This is a genomic window from Fictibacillus terranigra (assembly GCF_030412265.1).
GTDB classification, from domain to species: Bacteria; Bacillota; Bacilli; order Bacillales; family Fictibacillaceae; genus Fictibacillus_C; species Fictibacillus_C terrinigri.
Genome location: NZ_JAUHLN010000001.1, coordinates 643,745 through 667,215 on the forward strand (window position 1 = coordinate 643,745; position 23,471 = coordinate 667,215).

The window sequence follows — 23,471 nt, forward strand, 5'->3', positions numbered from 1 at the left end:
TCTTTATGGAGCCGGGCTTTTTTTTATCCTTCAGCTCCTTACTTAACTGGCGGTAGGGCTTGGAAACCCCTTCACACTTTCAGCCGGGAGCGAAATCTCGGCGATTGTCCCTTCTCCAACGGTGCTCGTGAAGTGCAGATGCCCCTGATGGTTGTCCAAAATCTTTTGGGCGACCATCAAGCCGAGCCCCTTGCCGTTCTCTTTTGTCGTGAAAAAAGGATGAAAGAGCTGGTTCAGGTGGCCATCGGCAATCCCCATACCTTCGTCCTTGATCTGAATCAGCAAATTTTTGTTTGGATTTGATGTAACCGTTATCGTTACCTTGCCGCCGCCAGGCATCGCTTCGATCGCGTTCTTGATCACATTGACAAAAACCTTCTTTAACTGGTTTTCTTCGCATTTAACGGTCGCTCTGTCGATGCAAAACTGAGTATCGATCTGTGCATTGTTGAGGCTGGCCTGTCCGGTGAGAAGCCGGATGACCTGGTTGATCAAAGGAAGGAACTCAACCACTGTGGTGACCGTCATGTGCGGCTTGGCCAGCACCATGAATTCATTGGTAATCTCGTTGATCGATTCTATGTCCTCCAGCATGATGTGTAAGTACTCTGTGAAGTTGAACATCGAGGGGTGATCAAGAAACATCTGTGTGAACCCTTTAAGGGAGGTAAGAGGATTTCGGATTTCATGGGCGACCCCGGCAGCCAGCTCCCCGACAACGGCTAATTTTTCTGATTGATGGATCTTTCTCTCCATACATCTCCTTTCTGTTAAATCTTTAACCGTACCGATGATGCCGGTCAGTTTGTGATTCACGAAATAAGGGATGTTAGTGATCTCTGCTTCAAATACAGTCCCGTTTTTATGTTGGATGAGCACCTCCCGTTTGATCGGTTCACCGGCGAGGGTCCGCTGAAACAGTTCTTCTGTTTTTTCTTTTTCCGATGAGGCCAGGAGAGAGGTATAGAGAGTACCTTCCAGTTCAAGTGCAGAGTAGCCGGTGATCTTTTCCAAAGCATGATTGCCCCCTGTGAACCTTCTGTCTTTACCGATCATATAGACGCCGTCCGGATTCAGAGCGATCAGGGAATGGTTGCGCTGTTCACTTTCATCCAGCTGCAAGGATTTCAGCTTCAGCTGCTGATCATTCATTGCTCCAAGTACATACAGCAGTGTAATGAACAAGGAGGCTACGATCACAATAGCTGTGGCGATTAAAGAGAGGCTTCCGAGACTTGGATCATGCATGGCAAGAAAAAGGTGATGAGACTTCATCAGCATCGCTTTTTCACCGATATAGTGAAGACCGGTCAAAGACGCAGCCAAGAACAGACTGTTGATGACCTGGTTGAATGATGAAGGATGGGGAACAGAAAACTGTCGGTAGAGAGCGATGCCTGAAAATAGATAGGCAGCTGCAGCAGCGAGGCTGGATACAAGAACGTCATAGTGAAGACTTGAGTTCATTGCCGCCGTTTTCATACCGAAATAATGAAGGGCAATGATACAGGACCCCATGAAGGAAAAAGAAAGTAAGACACTGCTCTTTTTATGAAAGGACTGGGTAAAATAAAAGGCTCCGTACGCTCCGGCAACAGCGATGAGCATGCACTGGCTGATGGCGGAAATATGATTGGCGGCTGTCAAGGACATGTTGAGCGACATCATCCCGACAAAATGCGTACCCCAAATCCCGATACCCATCGTCAGGGAAGCGCTGAACAGCCAAAAGCAGCGGGAATGATTAGTTTTCCGGTTACTTCTACGGGCAAAATCTAAAGCAACGAAAGAGTAGACGACGGAAACGACGACGGATAGAGCAACGATATATAGATTATGCTGCATAGTATGAAAGGACCTCCTATACATGAATATAATTTACTAATTTCTTACAATTTCGACGTTTTCCTTCTTTTAATCACAATTTTTTGCAAATATTTTCCTGGGTCCATTGGACCTTCTTTGCAATTGGTATCAGCCTTGTGGCCAAGTCCTGTTTTTTTCGATCCCGTCTGGGGTAATAAGTAAGAAAAACAGGAGTGGTGGGCTGAATGGAAAAAGGATATTATTTGACAGCAGATATTGGCGGAACGAACGTGGAGACTGCCCTTTTTAAAGATGGCACAATGCTGGGGAACAGAGAATTTCCGACACAGGAATTTGTGGATTCCGGTGTTCTTATAGAATTGGCGAAACAAGCTAAGGAGATGGCAGAGGAAGAGAACGTAAGCTGGGGGGATATTGTTTCGGCTGGAATCGCAGCACCCGGCGTGATCGATCCAGAGGAGGGCATTGTTTTTCGTGCCCCCAATCTGAAATGGAAGGATTATGCGCTGAAAAAAGAAGCGGAGGAACGGCTGGGTGTGCCTGTTCATATTGATAATGATGTAAATGCCGGATTGCTGGGCGAAGTCTATTACGGAGCTGCACAGGGAAAGAAAAATGTCCTCCTGTTCATGGTTGGAACAAGCATTGGGGCAGGCCTGCTGATTGATGGCAAGGTCTATCGCGGAGCAAACTGGGCATCAGGTGAGGTCGGCCACATGATCAGTGATCCAGAAGCAGCATCCGGTTCGTTTGTTCCGATCAAGGAAGGCTACGGCTTTTTAAGCAGCAAAATGGGTGGTGTGGCTATCGCCCATCATTATCGGGAAGGAAAGCGGCTGGAGGGGGGAGTGTCCGAGGAAGACCTCAACCAACTGAGAGCCGCTGATGTGTTTCAGTTCGCGGAGGAAGGGGACAAGCTCGCCCAGGGTACGATCCGGGAGGGCATTCTTCATATGGGGATCGCCATCATAAATGCTGCTGCTCTTCTTAATCCTGAAACAGTTGTCATCGGCGGAGGAGTCGCTCAATCGGGCAACTGGTTCCTTGGAAAAATAAAGAGCATGCTGGAAGAGTGGGTTCCGTGTCCTACCGAGGTGGTTCTTGCCGGCTTAAAGGATCAATCACCGCTCTATGGGGCTCTAGCTCTTTGCCAGCTGATGGATAAAGAGGGAAAGGTTCAGGCAGGAAATGGATGAAGGTTAGCGAAAGTAAATATGGAAAAAGAAAGCGCCGTTTTAATGAAAACGGCGCCTGTTTCGTGTAAACTACTAACGTAGATGAGACAATGGACGAAATACTGTCAGGAAAGGAAATTCCAATGAGCAAGGTAGCGATAATGACAGACAGCACGGCATATATTCCAGAACATATCAGAAACGAAAAAAACATTGTAATGATTCCGCTCAGCGTTATTTTTGACAATGAATCGTATAAAGAAGAAGTGGAACTGAACAAAGATGATTTTTACGAGATGGTCGGAAAGAGAGGTGCCCTTCCTAAAACATCACAGCCGTCCATCGGCGAACTGGCTGACACACTCGAACGATTATCACAGGATTATGACGAAGCCATCATGATCACCCTATCGAGCGGCATCAGCGGTACATATCAAAGCGCCCTAAGCGTTGCAGACATGGTGGAAGGCATCCGGCTTCATGTGTTTGATTCCGAGATCAGCTGCTCTCCGCAGGCTTATTACACATACAAAGCAGTGGAGTTGGCGAATGGGGGAGCGGACGGAAAGGAAATCATGGAGGAACTGAACCGTATCAAAGAACGCGGAATTCCGGCCTACTTCGTGGTCGATGATCTGAATCATCTTCACCGCGGCGGCCGAATGAACGCGGCTCAGCTTCTCGTCGGAAATCTTCTGCAGATCAAGCCTGTTCTTCATTTTAAGGATAAAAAGATCGTACCTTTCGAAAAAATCCGCACGAAGAAAAAAGCGATCGCACGCATTCATCAGCTCATGGAACAATCGGTAACACCCGATGAGCGTTTGCAAGTGAGTGTGATCCATGCCCAGCGGGAAGAAGAGGCGAAAGAAATCGCAGCCGACATTCAGGGACGATACCCAAATGCAACCGTCGCGATCGATTACTTCGGTCCTGTCATCGGCACCCACCTTGGTGAAGGCTCGATCGGCATCACCTGGATGAAAAATTAAATAACCAAACGGAGGAATGAAAGATGAAACTTCCTTTTCAACAGGAGACGGCGCCATGAGGTTCGTCTCTTTTTTTGCTGATGGAAAAACACTGGCGGCTCCAGATGCCCTTAAGCCGCCGGATGTCAGTGCTGCCCCTGTTCCCTTTTACAAGCTTCCAGTCCTTGATCCCCCTGATTTTTTCGGGCATCTCCCCTTTTCCCATGAACTTCAAGCCTTCTTATCAGGCAAGCTTCTCTCATTTGATGAACTCCCCTACCCGATGGATATGATTCATGAGCATTACCTTCATGGCTGCTTAACGTATGTAAAAGGAATAGCAGTTGATGTTGGAGGCTCGTTTGTATGCAAACGGTGTGGCAATGATAAGCCGCGGCTGTTTGCTTCTTTCTCCTGTTTTCGGTGTAAGGAGACTGAATGTGTTTATTGCAGGAAGTGCCTTGTGATGGGGCGGATCAGCCGGTGTACACCTCTCGTCCGCTGGTGCGGACCTCAGTTGGACTGGCGGGTGGATGACGTAGCGCTTGAGTGGGATGGTGATTTGTCGGCCGCTCAAAAGAAAGCTTCAGATCAAATGGTTTCCCGGATTGGTGATGAGGGTGAGCTGCTGATCTGGGCGGTATGCGGTGCAGGAAAAACAGAGGTTCTTTTTCATGGAGTGGAAAAAGCGCTGAAGGCTGGACAGAGGGTTTGTTTGGCGACTCCAAGGACAGATGTGGTACTGGAGCTGCTTCCACGATTGCGTAAAGTGTTTCCCGGTGTTACTTTGGCAGGTCTGTATGGCGGAAGCGAAGAGAAGTCGGAGGGAGCTCAGTTGATTGTTTCAACAACCCACCAGCTGTATCGCTTTCGAGAGGCGTTTGACCTTGTGGTCGTTGATGAAGTGGATGCCTTCCCGTATTCCTATGATCAGTCATTGGAATATGCAGTTCATCAGGCGAAAAAGGGAAATGCCCTGCTCGTATATCTCAGTGCTACACCAAGCAGAAAGATGAAGAAAAGTGCGTCGCTTGGTCATCTAGCACATGTAAGGATTCCCGTTCGATTTCATGGGTTTCCGCTGCCTGTTCCAAGGTTTGTTTGGTGCGGAAATTGGAAGAAAAGGCTGAAAAAAGGCAGGCTGCCAAGCAATGTAGTGGACTGGGTGAGCCATCAGTTGGAGGTAAAGAGGCAGGGATTTTTGTTTGTTCCGTCCGTTGCCGCACTTCATCAGGTGGTGGCTCTATTGAAGGCCGGTTTCCCAGGAATTGAAGGTGTACATGCAGAGGATCCGGAGCGTAAAGAGAAGGTGATGAAGTTTCGGAAGGGCGAGGTTTCAATAGTAGTCACGACGACTATCCTTGAGCGCGGGGTAACCGTTCCCTTTACGGATGTAGCCGTGCTCGGTGCGGAAGAGGATATCTTCACGGAAAGTGCTCTTGTCCAGATCGCCGGCCGATCTGGACGAAGCAAGGACGATCCAGCAGGCGATGTCTTGTTTTTTCATTATGGGAGGACGAATGCAATGGTCGATGCTAAAAGGCATATTGAGGGGATGAACAAGGAGGCGGAACTATGAATTATTGTCTGTATTGTGATAAGGGGTTCTATGATCCTGTCAATTGGCGTTCTGTTCTAGGGCTGGCTGATGAAGTGCACTTTTGTGAGGTGTGCAGTTCTTCTTTCGAGAGAATTCAAGGAGAAGTATGTGAGATTTGCGGCCGCTCTTTTTCTTTATTTCCCGAGAAATATCGACAGGAAAATCGCTGTAACGACTGTTTAAGGTGGGAAGAAGACGACAAATGGCGAGGGATTCTCGCTAAGAACCGGTCATTGTATGTCTACAATGATTTTTTGAAGGAGCTGATCAGCCGTCTGAAATACAGGGGTGATGCGGAGCTTGTGAATGGGTTTAGGCAGGAGTTAAAAGGCGTTTATCGGCAAGAATTTAAGGGGTGTGTTGCCGTTCCGATGCCGTTAAGCCGCGAACGGCACTACGAGCGGGGATTTAACCAGGCACAGCTGCTGGCAGGATTGTTGGGTGTGGAAGTGGTGCATGCCGTGAATCGGGTATTGCATGAAAAGAAACAGAGTAAAAAGTCAAGGAGAGAGCGGCTGGAAATGAGAGAAAGGATTTTCATGTTGGGCGTTGATGAAGAGCTCGTTAAAGGAAAAAGTATTGTCCTTGTGGATGATGTGTACACGACCGGAGCGACGATCCGACAGGCGGCTATCGTCTTGAAGGAGGCGGGGGCTCGGAGTATTGCCTCACTCACACTGGCTCGCTGAAAATTTTTATGCCTCATTAAACTAGTTGAAGCAGCTTCCGATAATTACGGTAGAGATATTAGAGGAGTGATATCGGAATGGGGGAATTGAAAAATTGCCCAAGCTGTGGAAACTTATATGTCGAGCACCTTCGTCCAGTATGTGATACATGCTTTAAGGAAGAAGAGCAGATGTTTGAAAAAGTGTTTCAATACATGAGGAAGCGGGAGAACCGTCAAGCCACCCTGTTTGATGTTCATCAGCACACCGGGGTGGATGAAGAGAAGATCACGAAGTTCATCCGCCAGGGAAGAATCCGTGTGGTCGGGTTTCCGAATTTTTATTATCCATGTGAAACCTGCGAAGGGCCGACCCAGGAAGGAAGACTGTGCAGCTCCTGTAAAAAGAAGATCATGGGTGATTTGAAAACCGATGAATTTGAAGCGAAAAAAAAACTGGTTGATCTAGGAAGGTCTTACTATACCGATTAATCGAAAGTCCTATTTTTATATGAACAGCTTCAGTGTTTATATTTTAAACCGATATAAGAAATAGGAAACGCAGGAGTGATCCTGCAAAAAAGAGGTGAATCCTATGAAGATCAATAGCTTTAATCTCGTCAATATTAATCCCTACATGAAACAGAACCAACAATATTCCATAAAGAACGAGGAAAAGATGAAGCAGAGCGACGAAATCCAAATCTCAGCTGAAGCAAAAGATCTTCAATCATCACAGCAATTTTCAGCAAGCCGCCAGGATAAAATAAATGAAATTAAAATCCAGATCAATTCCGGACAGTATCAGCCAGACTCAAGAGAGATCGCCCGGAAGTTCTACCAATTCTGGAACTAGGAGGACCTCATGGCACTCACGGACATGACATCTTTATTAAACGAGCTGCTCCACGTCCACCGGGAGCTCAACAGCATCGCCGAACAGAAAACAGCGATCTTAAAAACAGGTGATGTAAAGGTGCTCGATGCTTTGATGCTTAAAGAGAATGAGCATGTGAAGACCTTGATGGAGCTTGAAGAAATGCGTAATGGAACAAGCACTCTCACGATGCCACAATTGATTGATCAGGCTGGACCAAGTGAAAAGGAACAGCTTGAAGCACTTCAATATGAACTTTCAAAAGAATATATGCTTTTAAAGGAACGCAACGAACTGAACCAGCAGCTGATCCATCAGTCTCTGCAGTTTGTGAATATGTCACTGAACATGTTCATGCCGGGGCCTGAAAAAGTAACGTACAGCCGACCGCAGGCAAAGGAATACGCGGGAGCAGGGAGCTTTTCTCTGTTTGATTCAAAAGCCTAGAACGGAGGAACATTCATGGTATCAACGTTTCATGGGTTGGAGACCGCCCGCCGCGGGATGACAACCCAGCAATATGCCCTGCAAGTGACCGGGCAGAACATCGCCAATGCCAACACACCCGGATACTCGCGCCAGCGTGTAAACTTCACCCAGACCGCGCCTTACCCTGCACCAGCCATGAACCGCCCGCAAATTCCGGGGCAGATGGGGACTGGAGTGGAGGCTGGTTCGATTCAGCGTGTGAGGGAAAGCTTCCTGGACGTGCAGTTCCGCGGAGAGAACACGAAATCCGGTTACTGGGGAGCCAGAAGCGAAGCACTTGAAAAAATGGAAGATATCATGAACGAGCCTAGTGACAACGGCTTGTCCAGGACCCTCGATCAGTTCTGGCAATCCCTGCAGGATCTCGCAGTCAATCCTGAAGACGATGGTGCCCGTTCGGTTGTGCGCCAGCGCGGGGTAGCTGTAGCAGAGACCTTTAACTATCTATCAACCTCGCTATCAACCATTCGTGATGACATCAAGAGTCAAGTGGATATCTCCGTTAAAGAGATCAACTCGATCGCGGAACAGATGAATAACATTAACCAGCAGATCAGTGAGATAGAACCGCACGGTTATCTTCCGAACGATCTGTATGATGAAAGAGATCAGCTGGTGGACCGTCTTTCCCAGCTCGTTAATGTGAAGGTGACGAAGACTTCGAGCAGTACTACAGCTTCCCCGCTCGCTGAAGGGAAGTACACGATTGAGATTACAGATGCATCTGGAGCATCATTAGGTACATTAGTAGATGGAAACAGCAGTCCGCTTTCTTTTAAAAGCCTGTCTGCAGACGAGAGCAACGGTAATATTTCCGGCTTTTCTTTGGGTGGAACCGCACTGGCATCAACTGCTGTCGGAGGCAAGCTGGAGGGAATGACTTCAGCTTATAATAATGATTATCCGGCTATGCTCGATCAGCTGGATAATCTAGCTCTTGATTTTGCGAAGGCATTTAACGATGTGCACAGTAAAGGATGGAGTTTGAACGATATTAATAGCACCACTGGAACTCAAACGCCACACGACTTCTTTGCCCTTGATAATCCTTCTACACCAGCAAATGATCAAGTGAAAATTGATGGTACAACTCCTGCAAAAGGTGCAGCCAAGCTCCTTAAAGTGTCCTCAGAAATTACGGATGACCTCAAAAACATCGCGGCGGCTACAAGCAAAGCAGCTGGAGATGGAAGCAATGCATTAAATCTAGCAGGTGTAAAAGATACGACGAACTTAAAATCAAAGTATGAGGCAGCGATCGGAAAGATGGCGGTTGATGCCCAGCAGGCGAACCGAATGAGCGCGAACTCGGATACTCTCGCGAATTCCGTCGATCAGCGGCGCCAATCGGTGAGCGGAGTCTCATTGGATGAAGAGATGACCAATATGATTCAGTTTCAGCATGCATACAATGCGTCTGCCCGAATGATCACAATGGTCGATCAGATGCTCGATAAAATTATTAATGGAATGGGTATGGTAGGAAGGTAGGTGACTTTTTATGCGTGTAACACAAAGCATGCTGTCAGGAAACATGCTGCGTAACCTTAGCAGCAGCTATGCAAAGATGGGAGAATACCAGGATCAGCTTGCCACCGGAAAGAAAATTAAGAGACCATCCCAAGATCCGGTTGTCGCGATGAAAGGGATGGCCTATCGTACAAACCTGGCGGAAGTAGAACAGTTTAAACGGAACTTTGGAGAAGCATACAACTGGGTGGAAAGCTCAGATGATGCTCTTGATAAAGCAACGAGTGCTTTACAGCGTATTCGTGAACTAACGGTCCAGGCTTCCAATGGAACGTATGAAGAAAACCAGAAAGCGGCAATAGGTGAGGAAATCAAGCAGCTGAAAGAGCATTTAGTTACCATTGCGAACACCCAGGTTGCAGGAAAGTATATCTTTAACGGGAATGATACGACGAATGCACCGGTTACGTTGACAAATGGAGAAGTAACAAAAGTGTCGACCAACAGCAACGACGTGAAAATTGAACTCTCCAAAGGCATCCAGCTTGGTGTCAATGTGAAAGGTTCAGAGATTTTTACAACCGGTACGAATCCTGGAGATGGATTGTTCAGTGATCTATCCGCATTGGAAAAGGCACTGGACTCTCAAAGCACTCCTGGAGGCTATACGAAAGAAATTGGTAACTTCCTAGGGTTGCTCGATGGTCATATTAATAAAATTGTTGCAGAGAGAGCTGAACTGGGTGCGAAGAACAATCGTCTGGAACTAATGGAAGACCGGGTGGATGAGCAGGAAGTGATCGCAAACCGCATCCTTTCTGACAATGAAGATGCTGACGTGGAACGTGTGATCACTGACATGAAATCACAGGAAAGCGTTCTTCGGGCGGCAATGGGTGTTGGCTCCCGCATTATTCAGCCATCATTATTGGACTTTTTACGCTAAGTAGGAGCTATCTATGTGATAGCTCTCTCTTTTTTAGGGGGAATTAAAATGAGTGTTCCTCAGCTTAGAATGGAATCAACCAAAGGGCAAATCGGAATTACCACCACACCGCCTGTTCAGGAAATCGAACAGCAGCCGGCAGATCTTGAAATCCAGCAGCCAAAAGCCGATCTGAGCATCGAAACGATTCCAGGAAAGCTTACGATTGACCAGTCACAGGCCTGGGCACACATGGACTTAAAGCCCATATCGAAGAGGATTGAGGAGTTCGCACAAAGAGGATACAGCGACTGGCTGGATGGCCTGTCCAGAATGGCTGAGCAAGGCGATGAATTGATGAGGATTGAGAACGGCGGCCAGCCCATTGCTGATCAGGCGAAGGAAAATGGAGAAGATCCGATGCTGGAATTGAACATTGGGTTTGTTCCGTCTCCTTTTAGTGTAAAAACAAACTATGAACCTCCTAAAGTTAATATTGACTGGCAGGTTAACAGGCCGATCATTGAATCAAGGATAAACAAACCTATTCACGGCTATAAACCTGGTAAGGTGCAAATTGATATGAAGCAATGGCCTTCTTTAATAATTGATGTGACAGGCCAAGAGATTGACCAAAAAAAGTAAAGTGGTGAAAACATGGAACTGAAAACTAAATTTCATGGTGATATAGAAGTTGAAAAAAATGATGTCATAACGTTTGAACACGGCATTCCGGGATTTGAAGAAGAGAGGGGATTTGTTATCCTTCCGTTCGAAGATACTCCGTTTTCTGTGATGCAATCTGTATCTACATCGGGGCTTGCATTTGTAACGGCAGATCCGTTTACATATTTTCCTGGATATGATTTTACATTGCCTGAATCTGTAGTTAATGGATTAGCAATAAAAGAACAGAAGGATGTGTTTGTGCAGGTTATTGTTACATTGCGTGAAGACCTGAAAGAATCGACAGCCAACTTGCAGGCGCCAGTCATCATTAATAAAGTAGAAAGTCTTGGTAAACAAGTGGTATTGATTGATAACAAGTACACGTCAAGACATCTTATTTTCGCCTCAGCAGCAGAAAAGCGGGGTGTTTAGAGATGCTTGTACTCACTCGCAGGATAAAAGAAGCGATCCAGATTGGTGATGATATTGAGATCACCATTCTTGGGATTGAAGGTGACCAGGTAAAGCTCGGGATTAATGCACCAAAGCAGGTGGAAATTCACCGCAAGGAAATCTATCTCTCCATTAAAGAGGAAAACAGTGAGGCTGCCAATACTTCTATTAACCTTATGGATCAATTAAAAACATTAAATAAGTAGTATTTTACTATAAACATTCCCATTCGATAGACGATATTAGTGGTGAGCAAACAATCAAGAGGATTGACGGCCGCAATCGTCTTTTTTGTTTGATAACATGACCAACCACAAGGATGTGGGCGGGAAACATTTCAAGGAGGAAATAAATAATGAGAATTAATCACAACATCGCGGCGCTAAATACTTACCGTCAATTGAACAGTGCTTCTACAGCACAATCTAAATCAATGGAGAAATTATCTTCTGGACTTCGTATTAACAAAGCGGGAGATGATGCTGCAGGGCTGGCAATTTCTGAAAAAATGCGTGGGCAGGTACGTGGTTTAGATCAAGCATCACGTAATGCTCAGGATTCTATCTCCATGATTCAAACAGCAGAAGGCGCATTAAACGAAACACATGACATTTTACAACGTATGCGTGAATTAGCTGTTCAAGCAGGAAATGATACAAATACAAGCGGGGATCGTACTGAAATACAAAAAGAAATCAATCAGTTAACTTCAGAAGTTAACCGTATTGGGAACACTACAGAATTTAACACTCAAAAATTGCTAAATGCTAGCGCAGGTACAGTAACTCCTGCTGCCGCTGCGGTAGCAGGTGATTATGCAATTACTATTGGTACAGCTGACGTCACAATTGACGGTAAGATTTTCACTTACAATGCTACTGGTGGTGGAGTTACTAACTTTAAAAACTCAGCTGAGCTAGCTACTTTAATTAATAATGACGCAACATTATCTGCGAAGTACACGGCAGCTGATGCAACAGGTAAGTTGCAATTAGTTCAAAAAGCAGGTCAAGAGTCAGCTACAGCTCCAGTTGCATCAGGGACAGGTGTTGCCTTAGCTACTACAACAGCAGGAAAAGTGGCAGCAGCTGCAAAATCTTCATTTTCTTCTCAAATTGGTGCGAACGAAAACCAAACTATGACTTTAGACTTTGCTGATATGAGAGCTGCTGCACTTGGAATTACTGGTACTTCGGCAAATTTCACTTCTACAGCAACAGTCACTGATGGAACAAACAATACTGCAAATGAAAAAGCACTGGATGTGAGTACTTCTGCTAAGGCAGGTAATGCCGTAACTGCTATACAAGGTGCTATTGATAAAGTTTCTGCTGAACGTTCTAAATTAGGAGCTAACCAAAACCGCCTAGAGCACACAATTAACAACTTAGGAACATCTTCCGAAAACCTAACTGCTGCGGAATCCCGTATCCGTGACGTAGATTATGCTTTAGCTGCTTAGGCAGTGACAAGCACAGTCGTCCTGGCTGGTAACGGTCAGTGATAATTATCGGGTGAATTGCTGGAAACCCCTTAAGCTTTTCTTGCCACAACGTAGTTGGAAACGACAGGCGTGAAGGTTAAAAAAAGAAAAGATTGGGCAATCAGCAGCCAAGCTCCTGTCTCGAAAGAGTGGAGAAGGTTCAACGACTAGGATAGACCATCTAAGGCCAAAAGCTATGATGATGAAATCCGTAGGTGACACAATGTGGTTCAGCATTGTGGATCCGAAGTGCCCGACCCTTACTAGATTGCTAGAGGGTGAAGATATAGTCTGGTCATTTATGAAAGTAAATGTTCGCACGATGGCGAAAGAAATGATGAACCAAACAAAGAACTCTATTCTTTCTCAAGCAGCACAAGCTATGCTGGCTCAATCCAATCAAATGCCTCAAGGTGTATTACAACTCTTGAGATAATTGATTCCAAGGGCGTCTAGTTTGGCAACGAGCTAGATTATCACTGGGTGAATTGCTGGAACTTCCTAAAGCTTTCTCAACCACAGCGCAATCGGAAACGATAGACGTAACGGTTTGAAAATGAGAAAGATGTACAATGGATAATCAGCAGCCAAGCTCCTGTCTCGAAAGGGTGGAGAAGGTTCAACGACTAGAATGTACTGTCTACGGCAGATGCTATGACAATGAGATTCGTAGGATGAGAAATCATTCGAAGTGCCCAGCCCCTTAACATTAAGGGTGAAGATATAGTCTATTCTGTTGCTGAAAAGCACAGTGGCAAAGCAAGCCAACCAACAACCACAAGGAGTTCTTCAACTTCTTCGTTAATATTTCAAATGGTCATCTCTATGGGGGTGGCCATTTTTTTGTTCATAGTAGATTAGTCCAGTTATTACTGGAAATCATTAAAAGTTCTAATAAGTAACCGATATTAGTAATAACTGAATTTACGGTTTGCAGGAGGGCTTGTATCAGTGGAAGTTCAAGGCACGCTATCAACGATTACCAATATTTTTGCTAATAATGACCGGAAAGCTGTTAATAAAGAAAACAAGCAGTCTGAATCAATAGTACATTCAGAAAAAGTAGCTAAAAAAGATTTAGAAAAAATGATTAGTGGAGTGAACGATTTACTGCTGCCCACTCATACATCATCGAAATTTGTTCTCCACGAAAAATTAAACGATTATTATGTGCAGGTTATTGATGACAATACAAAGGAAATCGTCCGAGAGATTCCGTCGAAGAAGTTTCTGGACATGTATGCCTCCATGCTCGATTTTGTTGGACTTTTTATTGATAAAAAATTTTAATGAGAGGTGAAGTGAATGAGTACATTGCGCATTAGCGGGCTTGCCAGCGGTATGGACGTTGATTCCATGGTAAAAGAAATGATGAAGGCCCAGCGGTTGCCGCTCGATAAACTAAATCAAAAGAAACAATTACTGGAATGGCAAAAAGATGATTATCGAACGATGAATACCCTTCTTTCAAGCCTGAAGGATTTGTCCTTTTCCATGAAACTGACATCTTCCTACCGTGCAAGAACGGTAACTACCTCAGATGAGAGCCGGATCACGGCAACAGCCAGTTCATCAGCAAATCCAGCTTCCTATAATATCTCTTCAGTGGAAAAACTGGCAAGTGCAGCAACCAAGGTTAACGCCGGAGCGTTATCAAAATCATCTACAGAGAAAATAGATGCCAATGCTGGCCTATATGATCAAATGACGAAGTTTGCCAGCTATGCAGACAGCTCAAGCACAGGATTTGATTGGAAACAAGGGAGTATTGAAAAAGAAACACAAACCGTTGGAACAGCTACCGATACGATTCAATTAAAGGGAAAAAATTTAGAGAGTTCATTGCTGTTAAGCAGCACCATCAAAGTAAACGGGAAGGACTATGAGGTCGTCAGTTCCTTCAGTGATCCCAAATCACCTGGACAAGTTATTGTCGGTCAAGACGGCAAGCTGACGTTTAGTGAGCAGCTTGCGGCGAACAGCTCAGTATCGGCCACGTACTTCACACCTGATCATACAGACACTATTACTGCACCTGGCGAAACGAAGGATTTCCAGCTTTCCAAAACTTCAATTGTGTCTGGTTCGTTAACGACTGTTGCAGTAAAAACATCAGCTGGAGCAGTTGAGAATTACACAGTGGTCAGTGATAAGAGCCTGCTCACTACCGGTTCAAAGAATGTATATGTCGACGAGAAGACAGGCCTACTCTCAGTTGCCGATAATCTAGAAAAAGGCGCTGAAATATCAGCAACCTACAAAGAGAATTATTTGACGTTTGGCATTCAAACCTATGATACAGACGGAAAAGCAGTTAAACAGACGTTCGCAGTGAACGGATCTACGTCATTAAACACGGTCATTAATCAAATTAATTCATCCAATGTTGGAGTAACTGCTTTTTATGATACTCAGACCGACCGAATGACGCTAACCCGGTCACAGACAGGGAACTTTAATCCGAACGGTGATGAAATCAATACAACGGGTGATTTCTTAACATGGGCGGCACGGTTTGATGGTAATGTGACTAAAAGCGGTGGGGAAAATGCTGTCTTCACCATAAATGGGCTTAAGACGGAGCGCACTTCCAACACCTTCGCCATGAACGGAGTGACCTTCACTTTAAAACAAAAATTTGATACGGGTTCGGTTTCCTTGGCCGTGGGAAATAATGCGGATGACGTAGTAAAAAATATTAAAGCATTTTTCGATAAATACAATGAGACGATCTCAAAGGTGAAAGATAAGATTTCAGAAGAACGTTACCGAAAATATGATCCGCTGTCAGATGAAGAACGGGAAGCGATGACAGATAAACAGGCTGAGCTTTGGGATGAGAAGGCCAAGAGCGGGCTGATCAAGAGTGATCCGATTCTTTCATCCGCTTTAAATGAAATGCGCCAGAACATGTTTGCCGCCGTGACAGACAGTTCGATTAATCCAAAATATAACCAGTTAGCCAAGATCGGCATTACCACTTCGAGTAATTACCTTGAAGGCGGAAAGCTTGTGCTTGAAGAGGCGAAATTGAAGAAGGCGATTGAAGATGACCCTGCCTCTGTTGAAAAGCTCTTCACCAATACGAGCAGTGTCAGCAGTGAGAACGGCCTCATGCAAAGAGTGTACGATACGTTGGGCAAGGCGGTTAACAGTATTAAGGATAAAGCGGGAAATTCCCTTCTGGTCAACAGCCAGTTTGTCATCGGGAAAGAACTGAATGATCTGGATACCCGTATCGATGCGTTCAATGAGCGGCTGACTCAAATCGAGAACCGCTATTACAGCCAATTCACCGCGATGGAGCAAGCGATTCAGCGTTCCAACCAGCAGAGTGCCTACCTGTCACAGTATTTCAGCCAATAACAAGCAATACATTAAGGGAGTGACATGATGTCTTTACCAAACCCATATCAGTCGTACCAGAACAACTCGGTTCAAACGGCATCGCCCGGAGAACTGACATTGATGCTCTATAATGGCTGTCTGAAGTTTATTAGCCAGGCAAAGCAGGCCATTCACAATAAAAACCTTGAAGAGAAAAACACCAGCTTATTAAAAGCACAAAAAATCATCCAGGAGCTTATGGTCACGTTGAACATGGATGCTCCGGTTTCCCAGACTCTCATGCCGATGTATGATTATATCCATCGCCGCCTGATTGAGGCGAACATTCAAAGCAGCGTGGAGATTTTGGGTGAGGTGGAGGGGTTTGTGACCGAATTCCGTGATACATGGAAGGAAGTTATCCATATCCATCGCCGTCAGCAGTATGGCCAAGGGGGGAGAGTATAATGGGAGCCATCAGCGTTTTGCTCGAAATCACTCACAACCTGCATGGTCACGTGAAGAGCGGTCTTCCAAAGGAAGAGCGTGAACCCTACATTGAGCGGTTGAATGAGCTGCTGGATCAGCGCGAAAGACTGCTGAGCGAAATCCCGGTCACTTTTACAGAAGAAGAGAAGCGGATGGGGCTTACCATCCTTCAGCTGGATGAGATGGTTCAGCCTCTGCTCGACCGCCAGCTCGCTGAGATTCGCCGTGACATCACATTGATGAATCAAAAGAAAACCAGCTCCCTACAGTATGCTAACCCATACGCGGCTGTTTCGGGTGACGGCATGTTTTTTGATAAAAAGAACTAAGTAACTCCGGCTTGTATATGAGCCGGAGTTTTTCGTCTCCATTTGTCAAAATGATGTGTTTTGGGAGTAAACATGGATTTTCCGTGAGATAACGGTGAAAAACCGTGAGTAAAGTCCGCGTTTTCGTGAGTAATTCGTGTCGAACCGATAGTAATGATCTTCGATTTGCAAGTAAACACCAAACACCGGCAAAAAGCAACGGCGATTAAGCCGTTGCTCTCTTTTTCTTCTATTATTCTAGTTTACGGCTCTTTCTACAAGCTTTGCATAGGCGGATGCGCCTTCTGGCTTGAGATGGACACCGTCATTATAAAAGTATGAGGTTTGTCCGTTGCTTGCCTCGTTCCAGTTCACAAGCTTCGTATGAGGATGTGAGGACGCGACTTCCTCCAGCGTGGTGTTTACTTCCTTTTCCCACGGACGGGGAACCTGGCTGTTGATCAGTACGATCTCTTTGTCTTTTCCGACCTTATCGAGGACGCTCACGAGCTGATCTTTGGAGAAAGGTCCGTTCGTTCCAAGCCCGATGACGACTGTGTGCCCGAGGCTTCCGTTTGCCTTCATGTGATCGATGACATCTGAAGCATCCTTCAGCTGGCGGCCGATCTTGGCGTCAACCGTTGCCTTGGGGAATTTTTCTTTAATATAAGGTGCTACGTTCACCATGACCGAGTCACCGATCACTGAGATTCGTTCGTCCGCCGGTTTAGGCGGCGGGACAGGTGCTGGTTTTGGATCAGGCTTTTGACCAGAATCCGGTTTTGACTTCTCTTCCGGTTTTGGTTGTTCATGCTTCGGTTTCTCTTTCGGTTTTACAGGTTCAGGGTTCATGATGGCCTGCACGGCTTTCTTTTCCTGTCCTTCTTCGAGCTTGTGAAGCGTTGGGACGACAACCGTGAAAAAGATGACGACGATGACCGCTGCAGAGCAGCCAAGGATAGACTTTTGCACGAGGGTCGCGCGTTTCCACGAATGAGTGGTTACGTTTAATTTCGATCTCCATCGTTGCAGTGCCCCATGGCGGATCGGCTCCTCAACAAAGTGCCAAGAGAGCGTGGCCAAAATAATGATTAATGCAAATTGAGTGATTTTGAGCCATGCAGATGGATGAACATTTTCCTGTGCCGGGTTGGATAGAACAATAACCGGAAAGTGCCATAGATAGATTCCGTACGACCGGACACCGATCCAGCGAAGCGGCTTGCATCCCATCACCATGCCAAGCCGGCTGGACGGGTGGGCAAGAGTCGCTACGACAAACAACGTGAAAATGGAAAGAATGACCATTCCGCCGCGATATAAAAAGCTATCGAATTGGCTGGTGAATCCGATCAAGAGCAGAATGCCAAAGAGACTGAGTATTCCTACCATATCGAGTGCTTTGCGCTGTTCTTTCGGGAGACGGGTGGACAGTTTTCTGCTCGGCCAAACGATGGCAAGTCCGGCTCCGATGAGCAGTGCGAAAGCTCTCGTATCGGTGCCGTAATACACACGGCTAGGATCTTCTCCCGGTGTATACAGGACAGCCATCGCAATAGCTGAAATGATGGCTGCGGCCAGTATGCTGTTTAGAATCACTTGTTTATTTTTTATGTAATGAAGGCCGAGTAACAGTATGAGCGGCCATATGAGATAGAACTGTTCCTCCACCGCCAGCGACCATAAGTGGTTGAGCGGAGAGGGAGGCCCGAACTGGGCAAAATAGGACACTTTGTGAAAAATGAGCCACCAGTTGCTTACGTATGTAAGAACAGAAAGCACATTAGCCCAGAGGTCCAGTAAAAACGAACGTTCGAAAAGAAGGACCCAAAGAATAACGAGAGCCAGCATGGACAGCAAGGCTGGCAGGAGTCGGCGTGCCCGTCTGATCCAGAACTGTTTAAAGTTAATTTTTCCTGTTCGATGGTATTCGGCGATGATTAAATCTGTGATCAGGTAGCCGGATAGCACGAAAAAGATGCCGACACCCAACAATCCGCCCGGTGCCCATCCGAGATTTAAGTGATAGGCGATGACGGCGAGAACAGCGAACGCCCGCAGTCCATCAATCCCCGGCATATACCGCTTGTTTTTCTGGGTAGGTTCAGGCATCCAGCTCCCCCCTTACCCAGAAATCTTTCTTCTTATTATATAGTAACCTTGCTGCCTTAAAATCTGCAGTAACTCCTCGCTGCTGGCAGCATGCAATGTAAAACATGGTTGTTCTCCCTCCATATGAAGCACATCTTTTTATCTCCCATAATAGTTTAGTGGTTTTCCAGTAGATTGAAAACAAAACATTTCTACTATTTTCGACAAAATTTCATGTAAAAAAATTCCTGATCGCGGGGGAATTTAGCCTATGGTCTACTATAGTTCAATTGGTTTTACTGAATCAAGGAATAAATGGCTCATGGAGCTGGAATAGGAAATATGTCGCACGGGAATAGGTACAAACTTCCGGGAATTTACCTAATTTTACTAATAACAGCTAGTTCATATGAGTGTGTACCTTCATTACAATAGGAAGAGAGAGAACAAGCGGGCGGTGATCAAATGTTATTTGACAAGCAAAAAAATACAGGATGCAGGCGGAAATGCCAGATTGGTATTCCGGCAACGTATCGGAGTCGATGCACAACCTGGATAGCCTCGGACGTGACCGCGCACATGTACAGACCCAAGCCCAAGACTGGGAGAGCAAAAGCAAAGCGAGCTATAAGCAGGCCATGTCAGAAGCGGCAAGCACCCATTTTTCATCAGCCAGTACGGGAGAACAGTTGAAAGATGCGTTAAAAAGAGAAGCGGCCAGGCTCAGACAGCAAGCCATGAGATTGAGAGGCAGGAAAGCTCGAGGAAGCAAAAAAGCTTGAAGAGGAAAAAAGGTTAAAAAAAGCATTAATCTTGAAGGACCGTAAAATCACAATGTCTTTTTTACTGGCTTAACAGAATAGAAAGGGTTACTTAAATGGGTTGTTTAAGTTCATTTTTTCGGTTTTTGTTTTTTGCAGTCAGCTTAATTCCTATTATATGGTGTGGTCTCTTTTCGCTCGTCTCCTTTTTCTCCGCCTTATTTGGAGGAGGAAGCTGGATCGACCGATAGGGGAGAAAGTTTTCTTGGAGCAGTCCTGGAAAGGCAGTGAATCGAGTTGGAAGGTTTGTAGCAAGGCGTTAGGATATTTCGCTCATAAGGAACGCTCTTTGCTGTAGAAATCTCTGCATAGCTACCCTTTTATTTCCAAAAGTGATGTATAATGTGGTTGGTACATAGAATGAATCAATATACAGCTGCAATATTTGATGCAAAAGTGGGGTGTAGCATGAAGGGTCCAGAATTGATCAAGGACTTGTTTGACCTGAAGGAAAAAGGATATCTAAAATATGAAGATTATTTGAGGGTGGTTGAAGGGATCAACCGTTATGAAAGGGACCAGAGGAGGTTTGCGGAAGGGAAGGAGCTCTATGTACAGGCGGCTATTGAACCGGAGCGGTTGGAGGAAACACCACAAGTTCAAAACGAAGAGCCCGGCCACACGAATAAGGTACCTGAGGCTCAGCCTGTACCAAAGCCTAGACCTGTTCCTCCGCCACCGGCACCAAAGCCGGCGCTCACTGCGGAACAAAAGCGGGAACGAAACTTGACGCTGCTCATGACAGCAGGCGTCGTGCTTCTTCTTCTCGGCGGGCTTACCCTCGCAACGAGCAACTGGGAGGTTTTCAGTTCTCTCACGAAAACATTGCTGGTGGGCGGGATCGCTGCGCTTTTTGGAGGGCTCGGTGCACTGTCACAGCGGGTGCTTCACATTACGAAAACTGCCTTTGCGTTCTTTGTACTGTTTGCGCTATTCGTACCGATCACCATTCTGTCGGCAGGATATTTTGAGCTGTTCGGCAGCTGGCTCAGTTTTTCAGGGGATGGAAAATATGTGCTGGGGGCTGTTACCAGTCTGATCTGTCTGCCGGTCTATTGGCTGTTCACGAAGTCGTTTTCATCCAAATTGTTCGCCTGGTTAACGCTGATCGCCTCGGCCATCGGCTATGCGTTTGTTCTTTTGGCGTTCGGCATTGAGAAAAACGCGTTCTATTTTGCATATGCCCTTGGAAATGCGGGTTATATCTATCTTTATCATGTACGAAAAGCGAAGGATGCAGATATCTATCAAAAGGTAATGCCTATTTTTATTCAAAGCAATCTGATCTTATCAACGTTATTCATTATCATTTCTTTCGAACAGCCGCTTTCTCAGAGCTTCAACCTGGTTTTGGCCGCTGTACTGTATTTGGCGATGAGAATGGTGAACAAGCGGGTTGAATATGAGCTCCTGTTCATGGCTTTCATTTCGTATGGACTCTATCAGCTCGTTGAACAAGCGGTGGGAGCTGGTCTGAGCCTTGTTCTTATCCCGGTCGTTCCTGTTGTGCTGCTCGCTGTTGCCCGTTATTCGAAGGGCAATCTGAAAAAGTATTATCAGATCGCCAACGGGGCTGTCTCTGCCCTTGCGTTTTTACTCGTGACGGGAAAGGGGCTGATGCTTTCAAGCGGAGAGGGGAGCATATGGATGCTTCTCGGGTACCTCGTTATCGCGGGGAACTTTGTTTACTTAAGCTATAACACGGCTTTCCGTCTCTTTACGTATCTCGCCCCTTTCTATATTTTCTGTGCTGCGTTGGAGGTATATCATCTCACCAGCTCGTCCAGCATGGAGTATTGGCCGCTGGCGGTCGGGATTTCCGGATTGGCCACGTATGTGATCGGCCAGTTCATCCAGCCGATCCGCCGCCCCAGCCTGTATATGGGCGGAGTATTCCTGCTCGTAGGTTTCGGATTGACACTGTTGATTTCTGAGTTTTGGCAGACGGTCGTTCTTTCCCTGCTGCTGGCCGGACTTTCGGCAAGGCACTATACAACAGAAGAGGGCATGACTCAAAAAGTGTTCGCCGCAGGCGCTACGGTCTTTCTATTTTTTGCGGGCTTTTCATTGGGAATGGCGCTTATACCTGATCCGGATCATTCGCTCGCGATAGGAATAGGCACAGTACTGCTTGCTGCATTGCATTATTGGAAAAAAGGTGACCGCACTCTCGGCCAGTACGCATTGATCGGTGCCATGTTCGTTTCTCTGGCGAGTTTTATTTCGTCCTTCAGTACGGAAGCCGACTGGATCCGTTTCGTCTGCAGTCTGCTGTTTACTTTTATGATGTTTGTCGGAACACGTTATTTTAAACAGATCGTTGGTTATGGAGTGGTGCAGGCTGGGTTGTTCTTTGTTTTTTATTCGCTGCTTCACTTAGCGGCAGATCCGCTGAGCGAACGTCTTACCCTGATCTCGATTTCGGTGCTTCTCTTTGTTTCCTATGAAGCGTTAAAACGGGTGGAACGCCAAAGCCATCTTCCCGCGGTGATTGTGAGTCAGGCAGCTCTGCTTTATGCCGTATTCTATAACATTATTACATCAGGTGAAACACTGCCTTATCTCTTACTGACCGTCCTATACGGTTTATACGTGTGGCGCTCCGCGTTTGAAGCAGAGAGAAAATACAGTCTTTACGCGGGACTGACGGTTTTATCCGCTGCATTCGGATTTATGGTCAATGAGTGGTTTCCTAACGAGAACCGTCTTGTTTACAGTCTGTTGCTGCTGGCTGCTTATTTTGCTGTCTCAAAAGTGTGGAAGGAACGTCTCCGATGGTATATTGTTCCGTTCACCATTTTGGTGATGGCCGAATATCTGGCGGATTCCTATTACAGCGGAGATGTGATCTCTCTTTGGTTTTTTATGGTTATCATCTTTGTGTTTATGGCGTTTTTCCATTCTCTTAAAGGCTATTGGAGAACAGCCGCAGCCTTCCCGCTGATTTTTTTCTGGATCGGGATGGCCCATTTATTGGATTTTTACAGTCTTTCTTCTCCGATCCGTGCGGGCGTGTGGTATGCGATCGGTATCCTGTTTACAGCTGCAGGCATGTTTTTATATGAAAAACTGTATCAACAGGAAAACGATGAAAAAGTGGATATGTACGGAATTGCAGGGCTCGTCTATGTTTGGACCGGCTGCATGCAGGCAGTGGAATGGGTGTTCATCGCAGGGCTTACGCTGATTGCGGTAGTGCTGTATCAGCATTCGAGAAGGATCAGAGTCGTTCCCATCGCCCAAAAAGTGCTTCAAACGCTTTCACTGCTCGTTAGTCTATTAACCTATTATACGATCATCGACATCATTGATTTCCCTGACTATCTCATGGCTGAGCTGTATGTGCTGCCATGGATCCCGGTCAGCTGCCTGCTGGCGAGAAAGACATGGAATCTCACCGAAAAGGTCAACATGTATGTCCAATACAGCTTGATCGGCGTCATCTCTTTGATCCTCATGATCGATGCGATGTACAGCTACAAGATCATCGATGCGATCATCCTTGGGACACTGGCCGTCATCTTTATCCTTTACGGTTTTGTTTCGAAACAAAAAAGCTACTTCTTCAGCGGCCTGATCGTGCTGCTGGTCAACGTACTCGTACAGACCCGGCCATACTGGGGCAACATGCCGTGGTGGGTGTACCTGTTGATCGCGGGAATCCTGCTGATCGGGTTTGCCGGTTCCAATGAATATAAAAAACAGAAGGGCGTTGAGTCACCATCACTGAAGGAACAAATTTTGCGAAAGTGGAGTTCGTGGTTCGGCGCCTGGAAATAATGAAACAAGGACAGTTCCTCTAAGGGGGCTGTCTCTTTTTTAAGCGTTC

Annotated in this window: 21 protein-coding genes and 1 pseudogene; 20 read left to right on the forward strand and 2 right to left on the reverse strand. The window is 46.1% G+C overall.

Annotation, left to right across the window (positions count from 1 at the left end; all coding sequences use genetic code 11):
• Positions 1 to 42: 42 nt before the first annotated feature.
• Positions 43 to 1,845 carry an ATP-binding protein gene (locus QYF49_RS03085; protein WP_290398159.1) on the reverse strand — a complete coding sequence of 601 codons (1,803 nt, stop codon included), beginning with the start codon at positions 1,843 to 1,845 and terminating at the stop codon, positions 43 to 45.
• Between the two features lie 206 nt (positions 1,846 to 2,051).
• On the opposite strand from QYF49_RS03085, the gene QYF49_RS03090 reads away from it, so the two are divergent.
• The 18 genes and pseudogenes from QYF49_RS03090 to fliT all read left to right on the forward strand — a co-directional run bounded on the left by QYF49_RS03090 (position 2,052) and on the right by fliT (position 16,751).
• Positions 2,052 to 3,023 (forward strand): ROK family protein, encoded by a 972-nt coding sequence (locus QYF49_RS03090; RefSeq protein WP_290398160.1) that lies wholly within the window; start codon positions 2,052 to 2,054, stop codon positions 3,021 to 3,023.
• Between the two features lie 122 nt (positions 3,024 to 3,145).
• Positions 3,146 to 3,994: a DegV family protein gene (locus QYF49_RS03095; protein WP_290398161.1), complete on the forward strand. Its 849-nt coding sequence runs from the start codon at positions 3,146 to 3,148 to the stop codon at positions 3,992 to 3,994.
• A 16-nt stretch (positions 3,995 to 4,010) separates the two neighbouring features.
• Positions 4,011 to 5,552 (forward strand): ATP-dependent helicase ComFA, encoded by a 1,542-nt coding sequence (locus QYF49_RS03100; protein WP_290398162.1) that lies wholly within the window; start codon positions 4,011 to 4,013, stop codon positions 5,550 to 5,552.
• Entirely contained in the window at positions 5,549 to 6,262 is a 714-nt protein-coding gene (locus QYF49_RS03105) for a ComF family protein (protein WP_290398163.1), read from the forward strand. The genes QYF49_RS03100 and QYF49_RS03105 overlap by 4 nt, the downstream gene beginning before the upstream one ends.
• Positions 6,263 to 6,339: 77 nt before the next feature.
• Positions 6,340 to 6,732 carry a TIGR03826 family flagellar region protein gene (locus tag QYF49_RS03110; RefSeq protein ID WP_290398164.1) on the forward strand — a complete coding sequence of 131 codons (393 nt, stop codon included), beginning with the start codon at positions 6,340 to 6,342 and terminating at the stop codon, positions 6,730 to 6,732.
• A gap of 103 nt (positions 6,733 to 6,835) precedes the next feature.
• Positions 6,836 to 7,096, forward strand: coding sequence for a flagellar biosynthesis anti-sigma factor FlgM (flgM, locus tag QYF49_RS03115; protein ID WP_290398165.1), 261 nt, complete (start codon positions 6,836 to 6,838; stop codon positions 7,094 to 7,096).
• Positions 7,097 to 7,105: 9 nt separating this feature from the next.
• On the forward strand, positions 7,106 to 7,564 hold the full coding sequence (locus QYF49_RS03120) for a flagellar protein FlgN (RefSeq protein WP_290398166.1): 459 nt from the start codon (positions 7,106 to 7,108) through the stop codon (positions 7,562 to 7,564).
• A gap of 15 nt (positions 7,565 to 7,579) precedes the next feature.
• A complete protein-coding gene (gene flgK, locus QYF49_RS03125; protein ID WP_290398167.1) occupies positions 7,580 to 9,097 on the forward strand; it encodes a flagellar hook-associated protein FlgK in 1,518 nt (505 codons plus the stop codon).
• A gap of 10 nt (positions 9,098 to 9,107) precedes the next feature.
• Entirely contained in the window at positions 9,108 to 10,022 is a 915-nt protein-coding gene (gene flgL / locus QYF49_RS03130) for a flagellar hook-associated protein FlgL (RefSeq protein WP_290398168.1), read from the forward strand.
• Positions 10,023 to 10,070: 48 nt separating this feature from the next.
• Positions 10,071 to 10,646 (forward strand): DUF6470 family protein, encoded by a 576-nt coding sequence (locus tag QYF49_RS03135; protein ID WP_290398169.1) that lies wholly within the window; start codon positions 10,071 to 10,073, stop codon positions 10,644 to 10,646.
• Positions 10,647 to 10,658: 12 nt separating this feature from the next.
• Positions 10,659 to 11,102 carry a flagellar assembly protein FliW gene (gene fliW, locus QYF49_RS03140; protein WP_290398170.1) on the forward strand — a complete coding sequence of 148 codons (444 nt, stop codon included), beginning with the start codon at positions 10,659 to 10,661 and terminating at the stop codon, positions 11,100 to 11,102.
• Between the two features lie 2 nt (positions 11,103 to 11,104).
• Positions 11,105 to 11,329, forward strand: a complete 225-nt coding sequence (gene csrA / locus QYF49_RS03145) for a carbon storage regulator CsrA (RefSeq protein ID WP_290398171.1) — start codon at positions 11,105 to 11,107, stop codon at positions 11,327 to 11,329.
• A gap of 149 nt (positions 11,330 to 11,478) precedes the next feature.
• Positions 11,479 to 12,585, forward strand: coding sequence for a flagellin N-terminal helical domain-containing protein (locus QYF49_RS03150; protein ID WP_290398172.1), 1,107 nt, complete (start codon positions 11,479 to 11,481; stop codon positions 12,583 to 12,585).
• Positions 12,586 to 12,925: 340 nt separating this feature from the next.
• Positions 12,926 to 13,042 (forward strand): annotated as a pseudogene (locus QYF49_RS03155) (flagellin); the annotation flags it as partial.
• A gap of 515 nt (positions 13,043 to 13,557) precedes the next feature.
• Positions 13,558 to 13,896 (forward strand): flagellar protein FlaG, encoded by a 339-nt coding sequence (flaG, locus tag QYF49_RS03160; protein ID WP_290398173.1) that lies wholly within the window; start codon positions 13,558 to 13,560, stop codon positions 13,894 to 13,896.
• Positions 13,897 to 13,911: 15 nt separating this feature from the next.
• Positions 13,912 to 15,972 (forward strand): flagellar filament capping protein FliD, encoded by a 2,061-nt coding sequence (gene fliD, locus QYF49_RS03165; RefSeq protein ID WP_290398174.1) that lies wholly within the window; start codon positions 13,912 to 13,914, stop codon positions 15,970 to 15,972.
• Between the two features lie 27 nt (positions 15,973 to 15,999).
• A complete protein-coding gene (gene fliS / locus QYF49_RS03170; RefSeq protein ID WP_290399029.1) occupies positions 16,000 to 16,401 on the forward strand; it encodes a flagellar export chaperone FliS in 402 nt (133 codons plus the stop codon).
• Positions 16,401 to 16,751 (forward strand): flagellar protein FliT, encoded by a 351-nt coding sequence (gene fliT / locus QYF49_RS03175; RefSeq protein WP_290398175.1) that lies wholly within the window; start codon positions 16,401 to 16,403, stop codon positions 16,749 to 16,751. Before fliS ends, fliT begins: the two co-directional genes overlap by 1 nt.
• Before the next feature lie 237 nt (positions 16,752 to 16,988).
• Here the strand turns inward: fliT and QYF49_RS03180 are convergent, their stop codons facing one another.
• A complete protein-coding gene (locus QYF49_RS03180; protein WP_290398176.1) occupies positions 16,989 to 18,842 on the reverse strand; it encodes an acyltransferase family protein in 1,854 nt (617 codons plus the stop codon).
• A gap of 485 nt (positions 18,843 to 19,327) precedes the next feature.
• Here QYF49_RS03180 and QYF49_RS03185 point away from each other — a divergent pair, with 485 nt between their 5' ends.
• Together QYF49_RS03185 and QYF49_RS03190 are read left to right on the forward strand one after the other, a co-directional pair.
• Positions 19,328 to 19,603 (forward strand): hypothetical protein, encoded by a 276-nt coding sequence (locus QYF49_RS03185; RefSeq protein WP_290398177.1) that lies wholly within the window; start codon positions 19,328 to 19,330, stop codon positions 19,601 to 19,603.
• Positions 19,604 to 20,050: 447 nt separating this feature from the next.
• Positions 20,051 to 23,422, forward strand: a complete 3,372-nt coding sequence (locus QYF49_RS03190; protein ID WP_290398178.1) for a hypothetical protein — start codon at positions 20,051 to 20,053, stop codon at positions 23,420 to 23,422.
• The last annotated feature ends 49 nt before the right edge of the window (positions 23,423 to 23,471 follow it).

Excerpts from the sequence above, each read along its gene's own strand:
- QYF49_RS03085 (WP_290398159.1), bottom strand. The coding sequence starts at position 1,845 with ATGCAGCATAATCTATATATCGTTGCTCTATCCGTCGTCGTTTCCGTC.
- QYF49_RS03090 (WP_290398160.1), top strand. The coding sequence starts at position 2,052 with ATGGAAAAAGGATATTATTTGACAGCAGATATTGGCGGAACGAACGTG.
- QYF49_RS03095 (WP_290398161.1), top strand. The coding sequence starts at position 3,146 with ATGAGCAAGGTAGCGATAATGACAGACAGCACGGCATATATTCCAGAA.
- QYF49_RS03100 (WP_290398162.1), top strand. The coding sequence starts at position 4,011 with ATGAAAGATGAAACTTCCTTTTCAACAGGAGACGGCGCCATGAGGTTC.
- QYF49_RS03105 (WP_290398163.1), top strand. The coding sequence starts at position 5,549 with ATGAATTATTGTCTGTATTGTGATAAGGGGTTCTATGATCCTGTCAAT.
- QYF49_RS03110 (WP_290398164.1), top strand. The coding sequence starts at position 6,340 with ATGGGGGAATTGAAAAATTGCCCAAGCTGTGGAAACTTATATGTCGAG.
- flgM (WP_290398165.1), top strand. The coding sequence starts at position 6,836 with ATGAAGATCAATAGCTTTAATCTCGTCAATATTAATCCCTACATGAAA.
- QYF49_RS03120 (WP_290398166.1), top strand. The coding sequence starts at position 7,106 with ATGGCACTCACGGACATGACATCTTTATTAAACGAGCTGCTCCACGTC.
- flgK (WP_290398167.1), top strand. The coding sequence starts at position 7,580 with ATGGTATCAACGTTTCATGGGTTGGAGACCGCCCGCCGCGGGATGACA.
- flgL (WP_290398168.1), top strand. The coding sequence starts at position 9,108 with ATGCGTGTAACACAAAGCATGCTGTCAGGAAACATGCTGCGTAACCTT.
- QYF49_RS03135 (WP_290398169.1), top strand. The coding sequence starts at position 10,071 with ATGAGTGTTCCTCAGCTTAGAATGGAATCAACCAAAGGGCAAATCGGA.
- fliW (WP_290398170.1), top strand. The coding sequence starts at position 10,659 with ATGGAACTGAAAACTAAATTTCATGGTGATATAGAAGTTGAAAAAAAT.
- csrA (WP_290398171.1), top strand. The coding sequence starts at position 11,105 with ATGCTTGTACTCACTCGCAGGATAAAAGAAGCGATCCAGATTGGTGAT.
- QYF49_RS03150 (WP_290398172.1), top strand. The coding sequence starts at position 11,479 with ATGAGAATTAATCACAACATCGCGGCGCTAAATACTTACCGTCAATTG.
- fliD (WP_290398174.1), top strand. The coding sequence starts at position 13,912 with ATGAGTACATTGCGCATTAGCGGGCTTGCCAGCGGTATGGACGTTGAT.
- fliS (WP_290399029.1), top strand. The coding sequence starts at position 16,000 with ATGTCTTTACCAAACCCATATCAGTCGTACCAGAACAACTCGGTTCAA.
- fliT (WP_290398175.1), top strand. The coding sequence starts at position 16,401 with ATGGGAGCCATCAGCGTTTTGCTCGAAATCACTCACAACCTGCATGGT.
- QYF49_RS03180 (WP_290398176.1), bottom strand. The coding sequence starts at position 18,842 with ATGCCTGAACCTACCCAGAAAAACAAGCGGTATATGCCGGGGATTGAT.
- QYF49_RS03185 (WP_290398177.1), top strand. The coding sequence starts at position 19,328 with ATGCCAGATTGGTATTCCGGCAACGTATCGGAGTCGATGCACAACCTG.
- QYF49_RS03190 (WP_290398178.1), top strand. The coding sequence starts at position 20,051 with ATGAAGGGTCCAGAATTGATCAAGGACTTGTTTGACCTGAAGGAAAAA.